This is a genomic window from Anaerovibrio sp. RM50 (assembly GCF_000622005.1).
In the GTDB taxonomy this organism is placed as follows: domain Bacteria; phylum Bacillota; class Negativicutes; order Selenomonadales; family Selenomonadaceae; genus Anaerovibrio.
Map to the genome: position 1 here is coordinate 30,162 of NZ_JHWV01000006.1, position 17,400 is coordinate 47,561.

The 17,400-nt window shown below is 41.1% G+C and carries 16 protein-coding genes; 7 read left to right on the forward strand and 9 right to left on the reverse strand.

Annotated features, from left to right (window positions below; genetic code table 11):
* The first annotated feature begins 391 nt into the window (after positions 1-391).
* From T525_RS0103685 to T525_RS0103710, 6 genes are all read left to right on the forward strand, one after another.
* Positions 392-2,689 (forward strand): AAA family ATPase, encoded by a 2,298-nt coding sequence (locus tag T525_RS0103685; protein ID WP_198022604.1) that lies wholly within the window; start codon positions 392-394, stop codon positions 2,687-2,689.
* Positions 2,690-2,693: 4 nt separating this feature from the next.
* Positions 2,694-3,137: a hypothetical protein gene (locus T525_RS0103690; protein WP_027406095.1), complete on the forward strand. Its 444-nt coding sequence runs from the start codon at positions 2,694-2,696 to the stop codon at positions 3,135-3,137.
* 25 nt (positions 3,138-3,162) lie between these two features.
* Positions 3,163-3,858, forward strand: a complete 696-nt coding sequence (locus tag T525_RS0103695) for a hypothetical protein (RefSeq protein ID WP_051533380.1) — start codon at positions 3,163-3,165, stop codon at positions 3,856-3,858.
* Positions 3,859-3,871: 13 nt separating this feature from the next.
* Positions 3,872-4,036 carry a hypothetical protein gene (locus tag T525_RS16205; RefSeq protein ID WP_198022605.1) on the forward strand — a complete coding sequence of 55 codons (165 nt, stop codon included), beginning with the start codon at positions 3,872-3,874 and terminating at the stop codon, positions 4,034-4,036.
* A gap of 143 nt (positions 4,037-4,179) precedes the next feature.
* Positions 4,180-4,356, forward strand: a complete 177-nt coding sequence (locus tag T525_RS16510; protein WP_198022607.1) for a hypothetical protein — start codon at positions 4,180-4,182, stop codon at positions 4,354-4,356.
* An 11-nt stretch (positions 4,357-4,367) separates the two neighbouring features.
* A complete protein-coding gene (locus T525_RS0103710; RefSeq protein ID WP_027406097.1) occupies positions 4,368-4,988 on the forward strand; it encodes a hypothetical protein in 621 nt (206 codons plus the stop codon).
* A gap of 224 nt (positions 4,989-5,212) precedes the next feature.
* Here the strand turns inward: T525_RS0103710 and T525_RS0103715 are convergent, their stop codons facing one another.
* The 3 genes from T525_RS0103715 to T525_RS0103725 form a co-directional block, all read right to left on the reverse strand.
* Complete coding sequence (locus tag T525_RS0103715) at positions 5,213-5,836, reverse strand: TetR/AcrR family transcriptional regulator (RefSeq protein ID WP_072031616.1); 624 nt, start codon at positions 5,834-5,836, stop codon at positions 5,213-5,215.
* 195 nt (positions 5,837-6,031) lie between these two features.
* Positions 6,032-6,484, reverse strand: coding sequence for a low molecular weight protein-tyrosine-phosphatase (locus T525_RS0103720; RefSeq protein ID WP_027406099.1), 453 nt, complete (start codon positions 6,482-6,484; stop codon positions 6,032-6,034).
* A 242-nt stretch (positions 6,485-6,726) separates the two neighbouring features.
* A complete protein-coding gene (locus T525_RS0103725; RefSeq protein WP_051533381.1) occupies positions 6,727-8,253 on the reverse strand; it encodes an FAD-dependent oxidoreductase in 1,527 nt (508 codons plus the stop codon).
* A gap of 366 nt (positions 8,254-8,619) precedes the next feature.
* Between T525_RS0103725 and mtnN the strand changes: the two genes are divergently transcribed.
* Positions 8,620-9,453, forward strand: coding sequence for a 5'-methylthioadenosine/S-adenosylhomocysteine nucleosidase (mtnN, locus tag T525_RS14090; protein WP_051533382.1), 834 nt, complete (start codon positions 8,620-8,622; stop codon positions 9,451-9,453).
* A 398-nt stretch (positions 9,454-9,851) separates the two neighbouring features.
* Here the strand turns inward: mtnN and T525_RS0103740 are convergent, their stop codons facing one another.
* The 6 genes from T525_RS0103740 to T525_RS0103765 form a co-directional block, all read right to left on the reverse strand.
* Positions 9,852-10,784 (reverse strand): alpha/beta hydrolase, encoded by a 933-nt coding sequence (locus T525_RS0103740; protein ID WP_027406101.1) that lies wholly within the window; start codon positions 10,782-10,784, stop codon positions 9,852-9,854.
* 55 nt (positions 10,785-10,839) lie between these two features.
* On the reverse strand, positions 10,840-11,031 hold the full coding sequence (locus tag T525_RS0103745) for a hypothetical protein (RefSeq protein WP_156945541.1): 192 nt from the start codon (positions 11,029-11,031) through the stop codon (positions 10,840-10,842).
* Positions 11,032-11,317: 286 nt separating this feature from the next.
* Positions 11,318-12,268: a hypothetical protein gene (locus tag T525_RS0103750; RefSeq protein ID WP_156945543.1), complete on the reverse strand. Its 951-nt coding sequence runs from the start codon at positions 12,266-12,268 to the stop codon at positions 11,318-11,320.
* Positions 12,269-12,595: 327 nt separating this feature from the next.
* Positions 12,596-12,877 carry a helix-turn-helix domain-containing protein gene (locus tag T525_RS0103755; protein ID WP_027406104.1) on the reverse strand — a complete coding sequence of 94 codons (282 nt, stop codon included), beginning with the start codon at positions 12,875-12,877 and terminating at the stop codon, positions 12,596-12,598.
* A gap of 527 nt (positions 12,878-13,404) precedes the next feature.
* Positions 13,405-16,059, reverse strand: a complete 2,655-nt coding sequence (locus tag T525_RS0103760; protein WP_027406105.1) for an autotransporter outer membrane beta-barrel domain-containing protein — start codon at positions 16,057-16,059, stop codon at positions 13,405-13,407.
* 251 nt (positions 16,060-16,310) lie between these two features.
* The gene (locus tag T525_RS0103765) at positions 16,311-17,264 is read right to left on the reverse strand and encodes a hypothetical protein (RefSeq protein WP_027406106.1); all 954 of its coding nucleotides are present in this window, start codon (positions 17,262-17,264) and stop codon (positions 16,311-16,313) included.
* Positions 17,265-17,400 lie beyond the last annotated feature (136 nt).

The following is a 17,400-nucleotide window of genomic DNA, read 5'->3' on the forward strand; positions in this document are numbered from 1 at the left end:
GATTAATAATTCATCAGTAACTGCACCCGGCTATTCCAACGGTAATGTAGCTACTGTACCAACACGTGTTAACAGACCTGTACAATATATTCCTCCGGCATATTCCCCGAATAATGTATCGTCAGCCCCCAAAAATAAGGTTAATACTCCTTCAAATGACGCATTTGTTGATTTGAAAATAATTCTTAGAACCCAATGGACAGGCTCAGAAAAAGATATAATGGCTTTTGGCAAAGCTTTTGAACGGCCTTACCTTCGCGGTTATGACAATATAAAACCAAGGAATACCATACTTGTCATTGGCCACGAGAGTAGGGGGAAAGTTTATGGGATACAGTGTATCAGCAACATTTTAAAAAAGAAGAAGATTTTTAAACAGGCAGAAGTTTCTGTGTTGAATTTTTCTGATTATGAGACAGATGCTGCTAGTGATCTTTTTATGTCCGATTTGTACAAAGCGCTTAATTCAAAAGGTGAATCGGTGGTTTTTGAGAACATTGACAAGGCTTCCCCTTCACACTTGGAGATTTTATACCAGCTTATGACACAGGGCCGTTATAAATTGTCAAAAAGGTATATGCTGCTCAATGGCAGTTTGATGGAGGCCACCGGAGTATTGGATAAGGACATTGTTTCCCAGATTTCCGCCAATGGCAAATTCCTTATTTTTACATCAACTCTTGAAGAGAAAAAAGCAATATCTGCATTAGGTAATAAATTCATTGAGGAAATATACGATGTTATCGTATTGGAGCCATTCTCACCAATTCAAGTTCGGAATTTGGCCAATAATCTGCTTGAAAAATTTGGAACGAAATGCCGGGAAAAGCTGAGATTTACAATAAAAGTACAGGAGCCATTGATTGAGGAGATAAGCACTCATTATCGGGAAAAGGGTGGAGTAAAGGCTTTGGCAGAATATATAGATGAGCATCTTTATGAGCCTTTGACCGAGATGATTTTGCAGAATATTTTTGGAAATACCAATATAGGAGAAATAAATTACAACGATGGGTACGTTGTTACTTTGGACAGCGGTGCCAGCTTTATGATGGCTGATTTTGTGAAAAAATATAATGCCGTTGAACTGGAGGAAGCCCGCAAAGAACTTGAGCAGGTGGTAGGCCTGGCCAAGGTAAAGGAATACGTACTTAATCTGGAAAACAATTTTAAGGTTCAGCAAATGCGGGAGAACAAGGGCCTGAAGAAGTCCGATATTTCCATGCATATGATTTTTGCAGGTAATCCGGGAACAGGAAAAACCACTATTGCAAGAATAGTGGCAAAATATCTGAAAGCCATTGGTGTACTTTCATCAGGGCACCTTTGTGAAGTTACAAGAACGGATTTGGTTGGACAGTACGTAGGCCACACAGCAGTCAAAACCTCAGAGGTTATCAAAAGTGCCTTGGGTGGTGTGTTATTTATTGATGAGGCGTACTCCTTGTGCCGGGAACAGGGTGATATTTTTGGCTTGGAAGCAATAGACACTCTGGTAAAGGCCATGGAAGACAACAGAGATAATTTGGTGGTTATTTTGGCTGGTTACGAGGATGAAATGTCAGATCTTCTAAAGACCAATCCTGGATTGAAGTCCAGATTTCCAAATATTGTGCATTTTGATGATTATACTGTGGATGAGATGTATGAAATCGCCAATATTACTGCAAAAAATAAAGGATATAATTTGTCAGCAATGTGTGAAGCGGGATTGCGGCATCAATTTGAAGCTCGTCAGATTAAAGGAAAAAATGATGGCGGCAATGGCCGTTTAGTAAGAAATCTCATAGAGAATGCAATTTTAAATCAGTCACAGCGCATTGTCAAAAATCCTGAGGATGATATGGAACTGCTTATTCCAGAGGATTTTGGCTTAACCAATATGCCGGAATTCGATTTGGAACAGGAGCTTAATAAGGTTATTGGACTGGATTCTGTGAAAAAATACATTCGCAGCCTTAATGCCAGACTGAGATTGCAGGGGGAACGGAAGAAGCTTGGACTGAAAGTTGATACTACACAAACCATGCATATGATTTTTACAGGTAATCCGGGCACTGGAAAGACTATGATGGCAAGAACAGTAGCGGATGTTTTGTACAATATGAATGTTATTAAAATCAATAATTTGGTGGAGACTGACAGATCGGGATTAGTGGCTGGTTATGTGGGACAGACTGCCATAAAGACACGGGAAGTCATTGAAAGTGCTTTGGGCGGGGTCCTGTTTATTGACGAGGCCTATGCGCTTGCCCAGGGCGGACAAAATGATTTTGGACAGGAAGCCATAGATACCCTGGTAAAAATGATGGATGATAACCGGGATAATCTGGTGGTCATTTTGGCTGGCTACAGTGATGATATGAGACATTTCCTGACTAAGAATGTGGGGCTTCATTCACGTTTTCCTAATATTATTGAATTTCCTGATTATTCTGTTGATGAACTTATGCAAATTGCCGACGGCATGTATTCTGCCCAGGGATATGTTTTAAATGATGAAGGCAAAAGTGTTCTGCGGGAGCATCTGGCTGTGGCAAAGCAGGACAAACACTTTGGCAATGGACGTTATGTACGAAATGTTTTTGAACGTTCATTAAATAATCAGGCACTTCGCCTTAGCAACGAAACAAATCTATCCAAGGATGCATTGATCACTATTACGGAAGAGGATATTTGGGAGGTATAGTGATATGGGAAAAATACTAAAAAATTTTATAACATTTTCCTGGCTTCTTTTCTTGGGATTGGTATTAGTTCTTGCTGGATTTTCAACACTGATGCTGGTATTTCACGATATTCCAGGGATGATTCGCACTGGATTTGCAGGCACTACAGCTGGTTTTTCTATTTTTGGTACCCTGAGCTTTGTTGTTATGATAACAGGCTTTGTTCCGCTTTTTAGAAGGTGTTATTACATATTTCCTTGGCTTTATCCTTTTACTACAATGTTGATGATAAATCTTTTTATAGCAGCTTTGGCGGAGTTTATCTTGGGACAGGGATTTTCAGTTACCGACAGCCAACGCTATGAGATTACAATCTGTTTGATGATTATTATGGTTATTATTTGTCGCTTCATAATGTCTTTATATTTTAAAATAAGGCCGATTGTTTATCAGAGAGACGACAGGTAAGAATACAAATGAAAGGTGACCTGTTATGAATGAAATAAAGAAAGATTCAACAGATAAGCAGCCAATTCAGGGTGATTTATTACAGAATAGGGAACTAAATCAGAATGCAGCTCCAACTGAAAATAGACAGTATAATAATACTTATTATAATTCAGGCTTTGTGAATAATTTGGAAAATACAAGCGAGAAACAATCCAGGGATATAAGTTATAACAATTCATTTACCAAAAGAATAAAGCAGGGGGCATGGGTATTTTTGGCCATTATTTTAGTTGGCTTATTTTACACTTCCAATATATCAACTTCAGCAAAGGTTGATAACAGTCCCGCTGCCCAAGAAGCATTGGAAAGCCATATATCCACCACATTGGCCCCAGGCACCAGATTACTATCAAAAGATGGTAATTACGTTGGGGGCGACGTTGTAATTAATCATTCCAGCGAACAGCAGGAAACAAATCTGTTGGTATGGGATTATGCAGCGGAAGACGGGGATTATGTGCAGATTATAGCCAATGGCACTCCTTTGGGTGAACCTTTTATGATAAAAAATAAGCCAGTGTCCTTTACTGTTCCTACAACTGGTGATATTCAAGTGGTAGGAACCCATGACGGCGGCGGTGGAATAACCTATGCAGTTCATTACGGAATGAATAATACTACATATTTTAATGGGGTGAACCAAGGGGAGAATAATACATATACTTTGATACGGGAATAAGGCCATTATTTATATGGATATGGAGGTAATATACCTCTACACTCTAAAGGAAGATAAAGAAGAATTACCTGATGCCACAAATCTGGCTGATATAAAGACAGAGGGCCGTGATTTCGTATCAATGATAATATTTGACGAATTGGAATACCTGAAGCTCTCAGACAGCCATGCAGAATAGATGTATATGAGAAGTTGCTTTTATTAAAAGGAATTTTTTACGATATATAGAATATATAAGATGAGAAAATTATTATGATGATTCTTGATTTATTCTTGATATAGTATAGAATATTATATAGTTTATGCAAGGAGGGAGAGCATATGGCAACGAAGAGCATTTCAAAAAACATAAATATCAAAGGCCGTAAACAGGTTAAAAAGCTCGTAGATGCTTTGGAGCATGCACACCAACATAGAGGAAAGACAGTAACTATGTCTAAGGCCGTAACTGAGGTAAAAGGGGATAAAGTAAACGAGTTCTTCGTTAATTATCTTTAAGGAGAATAATAGTGCTGGGATTTACGAAAATTAATTTACGAGATATGTCCGAAAAGATGGATCCGGAACAAGTCAAGGCCATCCTTTCGGATTTTTATTGTCCATATAATAAGGATGTTGATGAGTTTATACAACTTAAGGCTCTGGAATTTTCAAAACAGCAACTGGCATCAGTATATCTAGTTTTTACGTCATATCAGAAGAGACCGGTTTTGGTTGGTTATTTTGCACTGGCATCTAAGTATTTCCATATTGACGCTGGGACAAGAGGCCGTATTGGCAGCAACCTTCGGAAAAGAATAAGTAAATTTGCCGAGTATGATGCATTCTTACAAAGATATATAGTACCTGCTCCGCTGATTGGTCAGCTGGGTAAGAATTATAAGAACAATTACAATGAACTTATTACCGGAGATGAGTTACTTCAGATTGCATGTGATACAGTTAAAGAAGGACAGCGCATTCTTGGAGGCAAATTGGTTTATTTGGAATGTGAGGATGTACCGTCATTGATTAGATTCTATGAGGAAAATGGCTTTTGCAGTTTTGGTAAACGTGAACTTGATGGAGATGAACGGGACAAAATAAAGGGACAGTACCTGATTCAGATGTTAAAATACCTCGGTGAATAATATCCAGAACCGTTTTGGGCTTAATTTGGCCTTAAATTTTTTGGAAAAATATAATACATTTTCTATCTGGGGCAAATGGGAATTATAAGGCCAATATTTTCAATGGGGCAGAATCGTATTTTTACTTCCGATAAGTATAAATTATCGGAAGTAAACTAAAAGCAAGAAAAAAAGGGATACATACATCAAATGTCTGCATCCCTGTATATGTACATCTTACGCCATTATGCGAAATAGGTATCCCATATAATACTGATGTGTTTCTCGATAAAATCAAGGGCCTTCTTCTCGTACTCAGGCTCAGTATAGCAACGGTTAACCACGGCAATAATTGGCAGATAGAACATATTCACCATGTGGTCAGTAGTAACCTTTGGCTTGCCCTTGCCGTTGTGCTTGTTCTTGAATAACCCCTCCAACAGATTTCTGATAACATTTTCAGTTCTGGTATAGGTCTTTTCAATATGCATCAATCTGATCTGCTCGTTGCGGAACTGCTCCAGAATCAAAAGCTTACGGACGCATTTAATAACATCATCCTGAATAATGTTTTTAACATGGTCCATATTGTACTTTACGAATTCCTCTTTAGTGAGATTCTTTAACTGCTCATCAGTAAAGTTGATAATAGGAAGACTGTGCTTATTATAGTTCTCCTCAGCCTGCTCTATGATAGTTTCAAGAATTTCACGTTTTCCCTTAAAATGCTTGTAAAGAGATGGTGGAGTCACCTTTACAGCGGCAGCAATCATCTCCACGCCTACAGCATTATATCCAAAATTGGAAAACAACTTCAAAGACTCTTCAAGGATACGTTCCTTAGTATTTGTCCTTCTTATGATAACCACTTCCCCTTATAAATCTCATACATATTATCCACCATGATTATAGCATTAAAAGGGGTAATATACAAGAAAAATCATATAAGTTTATAGACCTATGCTTTTTTAATATAAATGTCTTTGCAGGGGTAAAATAGTTTTGCTCAAAGCCTACTTAATAAGCATCATTTTCAGCAATCTTCGTCAATAGATAAGTTAATTTTACTTATTAATATGCTTCAGTAAGCCCTGGCAACCCCGCATTACATCATTGAAGGTGGCATCAAAATTGCCGGTATACCATGGATCCGCAATACTTCTGTGTTCCCCGGCAAAATCCATCAGCATGTAAACCTTCTTGTCCGGGTCTGAGCCAATAATTCTGCCAATGTAGTGCATATTCTCGTCGTCCATGCCCAAAATATAATCATATTTGTCATAATCTTCCTTGGTCATCAGTGTGGCCTTGCGCTTTGTATAAGGGATTCCCTCCTTGTCCAGCTTTTCCTTGGTGCCCCAGTAGGTATCTGAGCCAAGCTCATCCCTGTGGGTGGCCCTGGACTGGATGTAAAACTCCCCCTCCTGCCCCGCTTTTTTCACTATATCCTTCATAACAAACTCAGCCATTGTTGATCTACAAATATTGCCGTGGCACACAAAAAGTATATTGGTCATTTCTTCAAAACCCCTTTAAAACCTTGGTATTACAAGCTTTTCATTACCCCATAATTTTATCACAAAAAGCCATATTTTGGCATAAAATAGGCATAATTTTCCCTTCAAAAGTGGTAAAAAAGTGGTAAAACTCAAACTCGTTTCCACTGACCCTTTTTCAGTAATACCAAGGCTTTGGTGTTTGTGATTGTACCTATTTGATTTGAAATCGGCCTTAAAACGCATCTGAGAGCGTCACAATTTTATCCTTCACTTACATAGCTGCGCTCTGTGGCCGGTATTTTATCCCACTGTATGGCATTAACTTCCATATTATGTGCAAGTCCCCATGCAGCCGCAATACCAGCCGCTTCCCCCATGCTCATGCAGGTTGGTTGGATGCGGAAGGATGCCTGGGCGGCAAAGCTGCCACTGGCACAGCGGCCTACTACCAGCAGATTTGCAATTTCATTTGTCACCAATGCACGATATGGGATTTCATAATATTGTCCTTTTTCCAGCTTTTTAAATAGATCCAGCTTTACATCGTGGATATCAACTGGATAAGCTGTACGACAGACAGCATCGGTGAAATGACGTGCATGCAGATAGTCTTCAACATCCATATAGTATTTGCCACGAATCCGCCAGGACTCACGGACGCCGATCATACTGGCTTCGCGGCTGATATAGGCCTTCTCAAAGCCAGGCAAATTTTGGATAAAGAATGATGCCAAATGGCGCATCATCCGGCGGCCAAAGCTCACTGCCTTACTGGCTGAAACCGCATCTGTTGAACTAAAGGACATCGGGGGCATTTCCGGACAGTTCATTGACATAACAGTTGGCTTGCCTGGAATGGTAAATGCCTGAATATACAGAATGTCATCCTCAGTAAGTTCACCCTTTGCCACGCCTTCCTTGAAGAAATTTTCGCTCTTTTTCCATTTCGCAAATTCGAAGAAAGGTGGACGATTTTCCTTTAAGGCATCATCTGCAAGTCCAAAAATATCCTTTCCATAGTCGTCATTTAAATCATTTCTAAAGAAGTGATACACTTTCCCCACATCAATGCCACCCATTTCAAAACGCAGGCTCATGGGCTGATTGCGACCCGTTTTTTCCGAACCCTTTTCCGTCGGAACACCGGCAAATCGAGCCAACAGTGCATCCCCCGTACCATCTATGAAAACCTTGGCCTTGATCTTGGCAAGACCCTCAGCAGTCTGAACAACACATGCAGTGATTTTGCCGTCCTTGGTCACGGTCCCTACCAATGAAGCATTATAAAGTATCTCTACACCGGCCTCCCCACACATTTCGTCATAGATGAGTGTGAGATATTCCGGTACATACTGTCCTTTTCCCCCACCATAATAAGTATTCGTTTCTATACCCAAGTCAAGGGGGGCTCCCTGCTTTTCCATTCGTTTGTTCAAATCAGTAATGTAGGGGGTGTCACTGCCAGCAATAAAGGTTGGCATACATGGGAAAACACAACCCTGGGTCGCCAGACCACCAAGGGAAATCCCCCGCTCAACCAGCACTGTCTTTGCGCCCTTCCGTGCAGCACTTATGGCAGCCGCAGTACCGGCAGCACCGCCTCCTACCACGCAAACATCCGCATTAAAGAATACAGGAAGCTCTGCCTTGTCAAAATCCAAGGAAGGCGTAAGAGACGCAGCAGCATGGACGGCATCAGTACTACTCAGTACTGTTCCTACAGCTGCCATTCCCATCAATTTCATAAAGTTACGACGTGACATAGGAATAGAAAATGATTTTTCCATCAAGAAACATCTCCTTTGTTAAAAACACCCGTTGCAATTGCTATTTTCCCACAATGACAATGAAACCATTGATGTTTATTTCAACAGAATAATGCTAATTTCCTGCAAACTAAAATAGGCACCTTACTGGCAAGTTGCCTATTTAGTGGTATTTACTTATTTGATTTTAAATCGGCCTTAAAACGCATCTTCAGAAGATAAATATTAAGTGTTACACTGAAATCGGCGTGGTCCAAATAACGGTACATAAATATGACTTGCTATGCAAAAACGTTGGTAAGAACTACCACATAATGATATAATTTTTCTGACGACGGAATAAGAATGCTAACGGATAAAATTGTTAATAGTAAGGTGAAGATATATATGAGAAAAGATTTTACCAGGTACATTGTAACGTTTATAATAGCTTTATTTGTAGTAGTAACACCACTTTTAACGGAAGCGTCACGCCCAATCCTTATAGAAGGGGCTATGGAATGTGAGACTGATGTTCTCATAGAAAAACTACAGAATCCACAAGAACAGCGTATTGGAGGATGGCGTTTTATTAGTGGAGATTATGAGGGCATACCTTTGGTGGTGTCTGTCACATCAGTTGGTATGACAAACGCTGCAGCAGCCACGGTATTAGGGATTGAGACATATCATCCGTTTGCAGTTATTAATCAAGGAACTGCAGGGGGACATGATCCTGCGCTTCATAGATTTGATATAGTTTTGGGCGCGGAAACTATTGATTTGAGTGCATGGGTTAGTAAACGTGAAAGTAACGGTGCAGATGGACGACATATAAAGCTAAGACCTACTTACTATGATGAAAATGGTACAGAAAAACGAGTAATTGAGCTAAAAGCGGATTCAGAATTGCTAAAAGCAGCTGTTGACGAAGGTAGAAATTATCAAGCTGGCAAAGTGGTCATAGGAAAGATTTCGAGCAGTAATAATTGGAATAGGCAAATTGATATGATCCGTTTTTACAACGAAAAATATGGTTCTTCTTGTGAAGAAATGGAAGCTCATGCAGCTGCACATATTTGCAAAAATTATAAGGTGCCATTCTTAGGAATTCGTATTATATCAAATACAGAAATTCACAATGAAGATTTTGACCCAGCTGCCGGAACATCTTGTCAACAATATGTTCTTGAAGTAGTAAAGTCTTATGCAAAAAATAAAGGAATACGGACAGATGCATAAAACTAAAGCCCTATTCAGCTGGCATTAATTTGCCTCCCGAATAGGGCTTAAATTTTACATTTTTTGCTCTCAACCAAACTTAACGGCGATGCTATACCATTTCTGTTGCAATTTTTGATTGAGCATCAGGGTTAGTCATAGCTTGTAATTGTTCCTCATCATCCTGTTTGAGTCCCTTTATAGTTTCAGTGGAAATCACTGTCGGATTTTTTTCCGGACGGGTTGCAGGGGTTTTACTCGGGGATATTATGGAAGGGGACATCTTAAAGCTCGTTATTAATTTTCACCCAAAACACTCCTTAGCTGATAACAAAACTGCCATAACTTTTTTCATTATTACCATCCGCCTTTCTGAAGTGGTTGGTTGATATATATATATATATTGTGAGGTAAAGAAATCATATTGTTGACAAAAAATCGAAAATATTTTTCCAATAGGTTTCACTGTCTGTTGTCATAGAATCGCCATGTCCCGCGCCTTCTATAATAATTTTTTTCTTTTTGCTCCTGCAGGAATCATATAATCTATCCATCATACTTGGTGGAATAAGCTTGTCAGCAGAACCATGTATAAACAGCACCGGGGCCTTTATACGGTCTATCACGCGTATAGGTGCCGCATCGGAAACCTTAACCCCTGTCTTTAATCCACTTACCACATCAACACATGGCATAATAGGATATTCCGGCAGATCAAAAATAACACCTAATTGGTTGGAAAACATTTCATAAGCGCTTGTATAACCACAATCCTCGATAACAGCAGTAATTCCTGTTATATCATCTCTGGCAGCTGCCATCAAAACTGTGGCTGCTCCCATAGATACACCATGAAGCACTATCTGGGCATCAGGGTATTGGGCTTTGATCCTGTTCGCCCAAATAGCTATTTCCTCACCTTCCTTAACACCCATTGTAATATATTGCCCCTCGCTTTTGCCGGAGGCACAAAGATCTGGCGTCAATACCTGATAACCATGCTCAAGATATACTTCCGCATAATCGCCGGTATATCGTTGGTCCCTGCCATAGCCATGAACTAAAATTGCCCAACGCCTGCCAGGATTGTCAGGAATATAATGAGTCGCCGCCAAATGCCTGCCATCAGATGAAGTGGCAGTCCATTCTTCATTTTTATACTTAGACTGCGCTGGAATAGTTCGGTTTTTGTCATGTATGTTCAAGCAAGCCGCTGGTGGAGCCAACGGGTCAGTGTCGTTGCCACGTTTTAAAGCAAAATTAACAAAATACGTCCCTATTGCATATCCCAGGACCATAATTATTGCTATGAGCCCAACGATAAGGGAAGCTATCACGCCTTTTTTTTTCATATACATCAACTCACTTTATTAGTAAAACCTTAATTTACTGAACCGCCATCATGTTTCAGTCAGTCTTGCAAATACTTACTACAAACCGATATTTCCCTTTCCCTAGGCCACGAACATTTTCAATCAACCCCAGTTCCAACATTTTCTTTATTAAGGCGGAAGCAGGGCTTGGTGTGATCGCCAATGCTTTTATCACATCAGTACGTCCAAATATTCTTTCCTTACCAAAGGCATCATATAGAGCCATAATGTTGTTCCTTGTCCTGGCAGTACATTTTGCCTCAGCCAGCAAAGCCAATATCCTGTTTTTCCCATCAATGTCCTGTTGAATGTCCTGTTTTGATGGTGAAGTACCGTATTCAAAGAAGTTTTGCTGTTTAGGTTGCTCTTGTGGAAAACTCCCTTATTTGGGGTGCTTAAAACCAGGCTGGATAGATATATATTTCATGTGGCTCAGCCTTCTCCCAGACTATCGGCAATCCAGTCCATAGCCTGGGAGAAGTTTTTCAGCGTCATGGCAAACTGACTACCGCTTATTCGAGCGTTATAAGCCATAAAATTTTCTCGTTCTTAAGATTGTCCAGACGTTTCAGCTGTACTTTGTTCAACCCTTTTTCACTGTAGAGCTTTGTAGGTTCGCTGAACAGAGGAATCTGCTGTGCTTTAAGGCCCTGAGCCGTGATGAACTTCTGTACTTCCACATCACTTGCAAATAACTTCTGGTCAAAGTTTGCCCCAGCGATATCCTCATAAACTCTGGCCGATTCACGATATACTTCCCGGGCATTTTTTTCATCATAAACCACTTTCGAGGCATCCATGACAAAATCACGGGCAGAAAAATCAGAGGTAACAAAGCAGCCGCCATGCTTTTTCAGTACAGCCTTAATGTTTTGCAAAACACTGGCCTGCTGTTCATAGGTAAGATACATCATCAGACCGTCCATGGCAATACAGATAGGCCCTTCCATTTTATCGGCAGCTGCAAGCATTTGCTGCTTGTCCGTCGCGTCAACAACCTCGTAGGCTGCCAGTTTCAGCTCAGCAGGTTTCAGACATTTTTGCAGATAACCGTTGCCGGTAACTGCCACAGCCGGGAACTCTGCCCAGATATACTTCACCCCATGTCTGGCCATATACAGTCCTCGGCTCGAAAAACCGCAGGCGATATCCATAACATTTTTATACCCTTTCTGCTGCACATACTGATTGATAGCAGCATAGCGCATTTCATGATACAGCATATTCACAGGACGCAGGGTATAGAAATTCTTGATTTTCCCCGTAAATAAAAGATGCGTCTTGCCCGTAGCATTCGCATATTCCGCAGCCTCCGGCACCCCGGACTCACGCAGCCAGAACAGAGACGTATAAGCCGTATAAGAAACCGGCTCAAACTCCGCCGCCCAGCTTTTGCCGCTTAACATTAGAAATAATCCCAATATCATTACAGCAAGCCATCTAATTGGCAGTATTTTGTTCATGTTTAATACACCTTTCATTTTTTGTAGCTAAACACTATTTACGATAATTCGCCCCCTAATAAGAAATCCTGCCCCAACTTTGCAAGGAAACAAAATCACCTATATAAATTGCAGTTTGATGGTTGAACGAGAGGGTAATAATGGTGAATCGTTCAATAATAAGGCATTCTTATTCGCGTCTGATATGGATTTGTATACTGCCTTGGCACACAAAAAGTATATTTCATTATGTAATTGATATTTTGCTGGAACACCCGGAACATCTGGAACAATCCAGGACAATCAGATTAAAGCATTCTTCTTGCCAATCTCTTTAACTTGCTCGACTCAGCTACGCGGCTCGAAAGAGATTCTTAAATTCATATTTAACCCTTCTGCTAACCGCTGCAGGAGTTTGATGCTTGGATTTCTGCTACCATTTTCAATGCGACTAATTTCAGTCTGTGCGATACCAGTTCTCTCCGCCAACTCTTTTTGAGTAAGATTGGAAGCTGTACGAGCATCAATTATAGCACGCATAATTTCAAATTCTGGTTGTAATTCTTCATAGGCCTTTTTAAAACCTGGCTCTTTTAGTTTTTCTTCCTTATATTGAGCTAGTGTCTTCATTATCCTCACCCCTGTCGCTTTAAGTAATCATCACGGTATTTTTGGGCTAAAGATAACTCTTTAGCTGGTATTTTTTGAGTTTTCTTCACAAACCCATTTGTGAAGATGATAGTCAAATATTACTATCTTAATAATTTTTTGCTGAGGCTCTCAATAACTTATCCATAAAAAATTGTAAAAAAGTTGTAAATGTTAGTCTGTTATTGACAAAAGGCTTGAAATACCAGTCTTTTAAGGGGGCAAGTTCGTCTGCCGTGGCATACAAATAATATATTGGTCATTTCTTCAAACCCCTTTAAAACCTTGATTTTACTAGCTTTGTAAAAATTTCACTACCACATAATTTTATCACAAAAAGCTATATTTTGGCATAAAATAGGCATAGTTTTCCCTTCAAAAGTGGTAAAAAATTGGTAAAACTCAAACTCGTTTCCACTGACCCTTTTTCAGTAATACCAAGGCTTTGGTGTTTTCACTACCAGTAAATGTTAAAAAAATTGGGACTGCCGAAGCAGCCCCTTATTATCTTAAATATGGAATACCGCAGACAGTCCCCCGGTGAGGCCCTGCTTCTTCCCGGCAAAACCACTGAGGTTCAGATCAAGGGTAACATTGCTCTTTTCCCCAGGTCTGAAGGTGGCGCCGATTTCACCCCTTACACTGGTTCCGCTGATATCTGCCCCACGAATGGCCACACCATCAGCAAAGCCTGATGCTCTGCCGCAGAATTCATGCTCTACAGCCAATCCGCCATAGTAATTAATATTATCGTTTTGTTTTACAGTATAGCGGGTACCTACACGAAGTACGCTGGATTCCACTGCATCAAGGTCGTAGTGGCCCCCTGCATCAAAGGACACACTGCCCCTATGGTTGTAGAAATACTTGGCATAAAGGTCCAAAACATCAGTCTTGTTCAGCTTGATTTCACGGCCTACACCAATATGGGCGCCCCAATAGGTGGCATCTGTGGTATAACTGTATGGATTGCCATTTACATCCCGAAGCACATTGTTGGCATCATCATGGATAGAACCGGCCCGCAGACTCCCCTCTACGTAAAAGCCGTTATTCTTCTGCCATTTGCCAAGGATACCGCCACCAGTATATCTGGTTGAGCCGTCGCCTCGTTCATCACCGTTAAAGGTGCTATAGTTACCAGTACCGTATTCAAAGAAGGCTCCGTACTCTGTGGTGGACAGCTTCTTTTCATTCTTATGGCCCAATGCCAAGATGGCGTTCCATGTATGGGTCTTTACATGGGAACCGGTTTCCACATTCATGGAGCCACCACCCATATTGGCGTATGTGGCCATACCGTCAGTGCCTGTATTCCCTGCCATAGCCAGCCCTTCCGTGGCAGCACCAACGAAATCGTTACCAGCAGAGAGAGCCGCCATGCCGACCTCCGCGCCCATGACCGTATTGTGCGTCTGTTCCTGTGAAGTGCCCGTCTCGGCGGTGAAAATCAAGTCGTTGCCGGAGAGCGACGCTTTGCCCGTACCTTCGAGCGTGGAGCCAACCTTGTATTTCGTACCGGTAATCTCGCCTACACTATTACCAAAATCAGATACCAAGGTCATGGTTTTGTTGGCTTCCAGCTCCTTGATATTGGTGAAATTAATATTGGAGGTATCTACAGCTGCCCCGTTGAAGGACACGTTGCTCAAAGTGGTGGCATGATTCAGTAGGGCCCCGCTGTCCTTCCACTCCACGTCAGTGAAGGTCAGCTGGCTGGCATTGTTTGCGGTGTTGGTATAAACAAGGTTTCCCCCAGATGAAGCTATATTACCCGTAATCTGCCCAGCCAAAGTAACCCCAGTTACTGGAACACAGCTATAATTAGAAGTCAGCCCAGTGAGGCTCAGCCCATCCGACAGGGTATTATTGGCGGCGAGCAGGATAGATGAGGCATTTACCCCAATATTTTCTGGATTCTTAAAAGACAGACTTGTGCCATCTATATCGGAGCTGGTCACAGCTGAATAGTCATAGCCAGTAGTGGCACTGCGGCCATCATTCCAATTCATTTCCCCCAGTGTAATGGTATTGACCTTGCCCGTGATGTCATATGTGACCTTTTTATAGGTCTGGGTTTTGTCAGCATCGATAGAAACGGTCTGCAGCGCATCATAGGCAAGCCTCACGCCGTTCGCCTCGCTGGTCTGCCCCATCAAGGCTCTGATTATCTGGCTTTTGTGCTCTTCATTCAGCTCCACTGGATTTGTTTGGGTAGCTGTATCATAGGTCAGCTTGAGAACCTTAAAGTCATCCCTGGTGCCAGACTGCAGCAGGGTCATTGAACCAAAGGTATCTGTGTTCAGCCCCGTTGCCTCGGAGATGTCCAGAGTGCCCATGGTGGAATCATTCATTACTCCAATGGTAAAGTCATTGGCCTTGATTACAGTGCAGGCGGGGTTGAATACCACCTGGGAGCCAATCTTGATGATATTGGCCCCCACCTCGTTTGTGGCTTCAATGCCCGTGGCCTGTAGTATCAGCACATTGCCGGAAGTGGTGCCGTCGGACTTTCTAACGTAGCCGGCACCAATACCTTTAACTTTGAGATTTTCCCGGGCCAGAGTAAGGATATTATCTTGGGCCAGACCTGAATTATTTACATAGCCACTTACATAGCCACCATAAATACCATCCTCTTCGCCAAGCTTCGCCTCACCAGAAATGGTGACCTGATTGCCCCTAACAGTACCTTTGCCCATACCACCATAAACAAGTCCTACCTCTGCACTGCCAGAAATGGAAACATTGTTGTAACTCGCCTCGCCACTGCCGCTATAACCACCATAGACATGCCCACTAACCTTGCCGCCGGTCATGGTGACACTGTTGCTTATAGCATTACTATTGTTGCTACTGCCGCCATACGCACTATAGTTTACTGTACCGCCTGCAGTGATGGTGGTGCTGTGGTTCGATTGCTCGCCTGCATCGTTGTTGGCGGTGCCGCTGGTATGCCCGTTGTATACATAGTCGCAGGAAGCGACATCGCCGCCAGTTCCGATGGTAATATCCGCCGCTTCGACGCCGCCCACCGCTATCCACAGCGATACGGCCAGTGCCAGAGCCGCCTGTCCCTTTAACCCTTTCCAGCCATTACCCTTAGCAACTTTGCGATTGCTGATGTCCCCCCCTAGTGGACTTTTATACTTCCTTGTTTCCATTTTTACATCCTCCATGCTTATCTGTTGTGCCATAAGGCACATTTTTTTCCTTATTTTAGAAAATATCACAAATATTCCAAACATTCAACGACTTTGCAAAAAGTGGTCGATTTTTAGACCTTTTAACTTTTCTGTTATAACAATATTGTTATACTTTTGTAGTGGTAAACTAAAAATATTGCATCAAAAAAGCCGGGTTTAAAGCCCGGCTAGTATGATTGTACATACTTGATTTAAAATCGACCTTAATATCAAAGTAAAGCGTTTTTCTTGCCAATTTCCTTTACCTGTTCAACGGTGAGCTTAGTGAAACGAGCAATCATGTCAACTGACATTTTTCCTTTGAGCATTTCAATAACAGTCTCATTTGCCATCTGTTCCCTGCCCTGTGCTATTCCTTTTTCTATTCCTTTTTCTATTCCACGTTGTTCTATGCCTTCGCTCAAATTACACATTTCCTGTACACCCCTTTCAAGCCTTGGTGTCATTTTTATAGAAAATTCCTCTGCCAGTTTGTTTTTCTTTTCCTGCTGCTTAAGGTCATTATCTACAAGTACAAGATTTAATAGTCTCAAAAGACCTTCCAGCTCGGTATATTGTTTTTTTCCAAGACAAATCATCACCACTGACAACAAATCATAATGAGAAGTTTTTGCTTTCGCCTTGCCGATAATATTTTCTTCTATTATACCATACCTGGCAATATTATATTCCCATTCTTTATTGGAATTAGTACAAACCCAAATTGAATATACCTTCTTTATTTTCTCATAGTGGGATTTGGTGAATACCGTTCCATATTGACCGGAAATCATCCGACTACAATAATATATTCCACGTTTCAAAAGGGGATAACCGGGATTAAATTTGTTCTGTGCCTCAATGTTAATAATCAGCTCAATAAGTTCCTCTGTATCAGGTACCAATGCAGTGAATCTCACATCAAAGAATACTGCGTTTTCTCCTTCGCTTGTATCCTCGATATGCTGACTCTCAATGCGATAAATGCCATCATCAGGCTGAACTAGAATCTTTTCCACTTCTGGTGTCCCTTGAATATATTTATTAACTATATCCTCAATAGGGACATTTTCATATTCCCTTACGCAAGTTTTTAATATATGGCCTATAATCCCCTTCTCGGATAAAACCTCCTTGCAGGCCTTATCATATTGTATTTTCCGCCGTTCATCAGCACGACCCATGCCCATTCTCCTTAATCAAGTTTCTACAATATTGTCATTAACTATATTATTATTTTAACATACCTTGTTTAATAATTCAATAATAATATAATTGTATACATTATATTATTATTTATTTTTAGGTTTTATTAAAATA

Coding starts and splice junctions, on each gene's coding strand:
- T525_RS0103725 (WP_051533381.1), bottom strand. CDS start 8,253: ATGGAAAAATCATTTTCTATTCCTATGTCACGTCGTAACTTTATGAAA.
- T525_RS16510 (WP_198022607.1), top strand. CDS start 4,180: ATGGCAACGAAGAGCATTTCAAAAAACATAAATATCAAAGGCCGTAAA.
- T525_RS16205 (WP_198022605.1), top strand. CDS start 3,872: ATGGATATGGAGGTAATATACCTCTACACTCTAAAGGAAGATAAAGAA.
- T525_RS0103765 (WP_027406106.1), bottom strand. CDS start 17,264: ATGGGTCGTGCTGATGAACGGCGGAAAATACAATATGATAAGGCCTGC.
- T525_RS0103740 (WP_027406101.1), bottom strand. CDS start 10,784: ATGAAAAAAAAAGGCGTGATAGCTTCCCTTATCGTTGGGCTCATAGCA.
- T525_RS0103750 (WP_156945543.1), bottom strand. CDS start 12,268: ATGAACAAAATACTGCCAATTAGATGGCTTGCTGTAATGATATTGGGA.
- mtnN (WP_051533382.1), top strand. CDS start 8,620: ATGAGAAAAGATTTTACCAGGTACATTGTAACGTTTATAATAGCTTTA.
- T525_RS0103695 (WP_051533380.1), top strand. CDS start 3,163: ATGAATGAAATAAAGAAAGATTCAACAGATAAGCAGCCAATTCAGGGT.
- T525_RS0103690 (WP_027406095.1), top strand. CDS start 2,694: ATGGGAAAAATACTAAAAAATTTTATAACATTTTCCTGGCTTCTTTTC.
- T525_RS0103760 (WP_027406105.1), bottom strand. CDS start 16,059: ATGGAAACAAGGAAGTATAAAAGTCCACTAGGGGGGGACATCAGCAAT.
- T525_RS0103755 (WP_027406104.1), bottom strand. CDS start 12,877: ATGAAGACACTAGCTCAATATAAGGAAGAAAAACTAAAAGAGCCAGGT.
- T525_RS0103720 (WP_027406099.1), bottom strand. CDS start 6,484: ATGACCAATATACTTTTTGTGTGCCACGGCAATATTTGTAGATCAACA.
- T525_RS0103745 (WP_156945541.1), bottom strand. CDS start 11,031: ATGGCTCTATATGATGCCTTTGGTAAGGAAAGAATATTTGGACGTACT.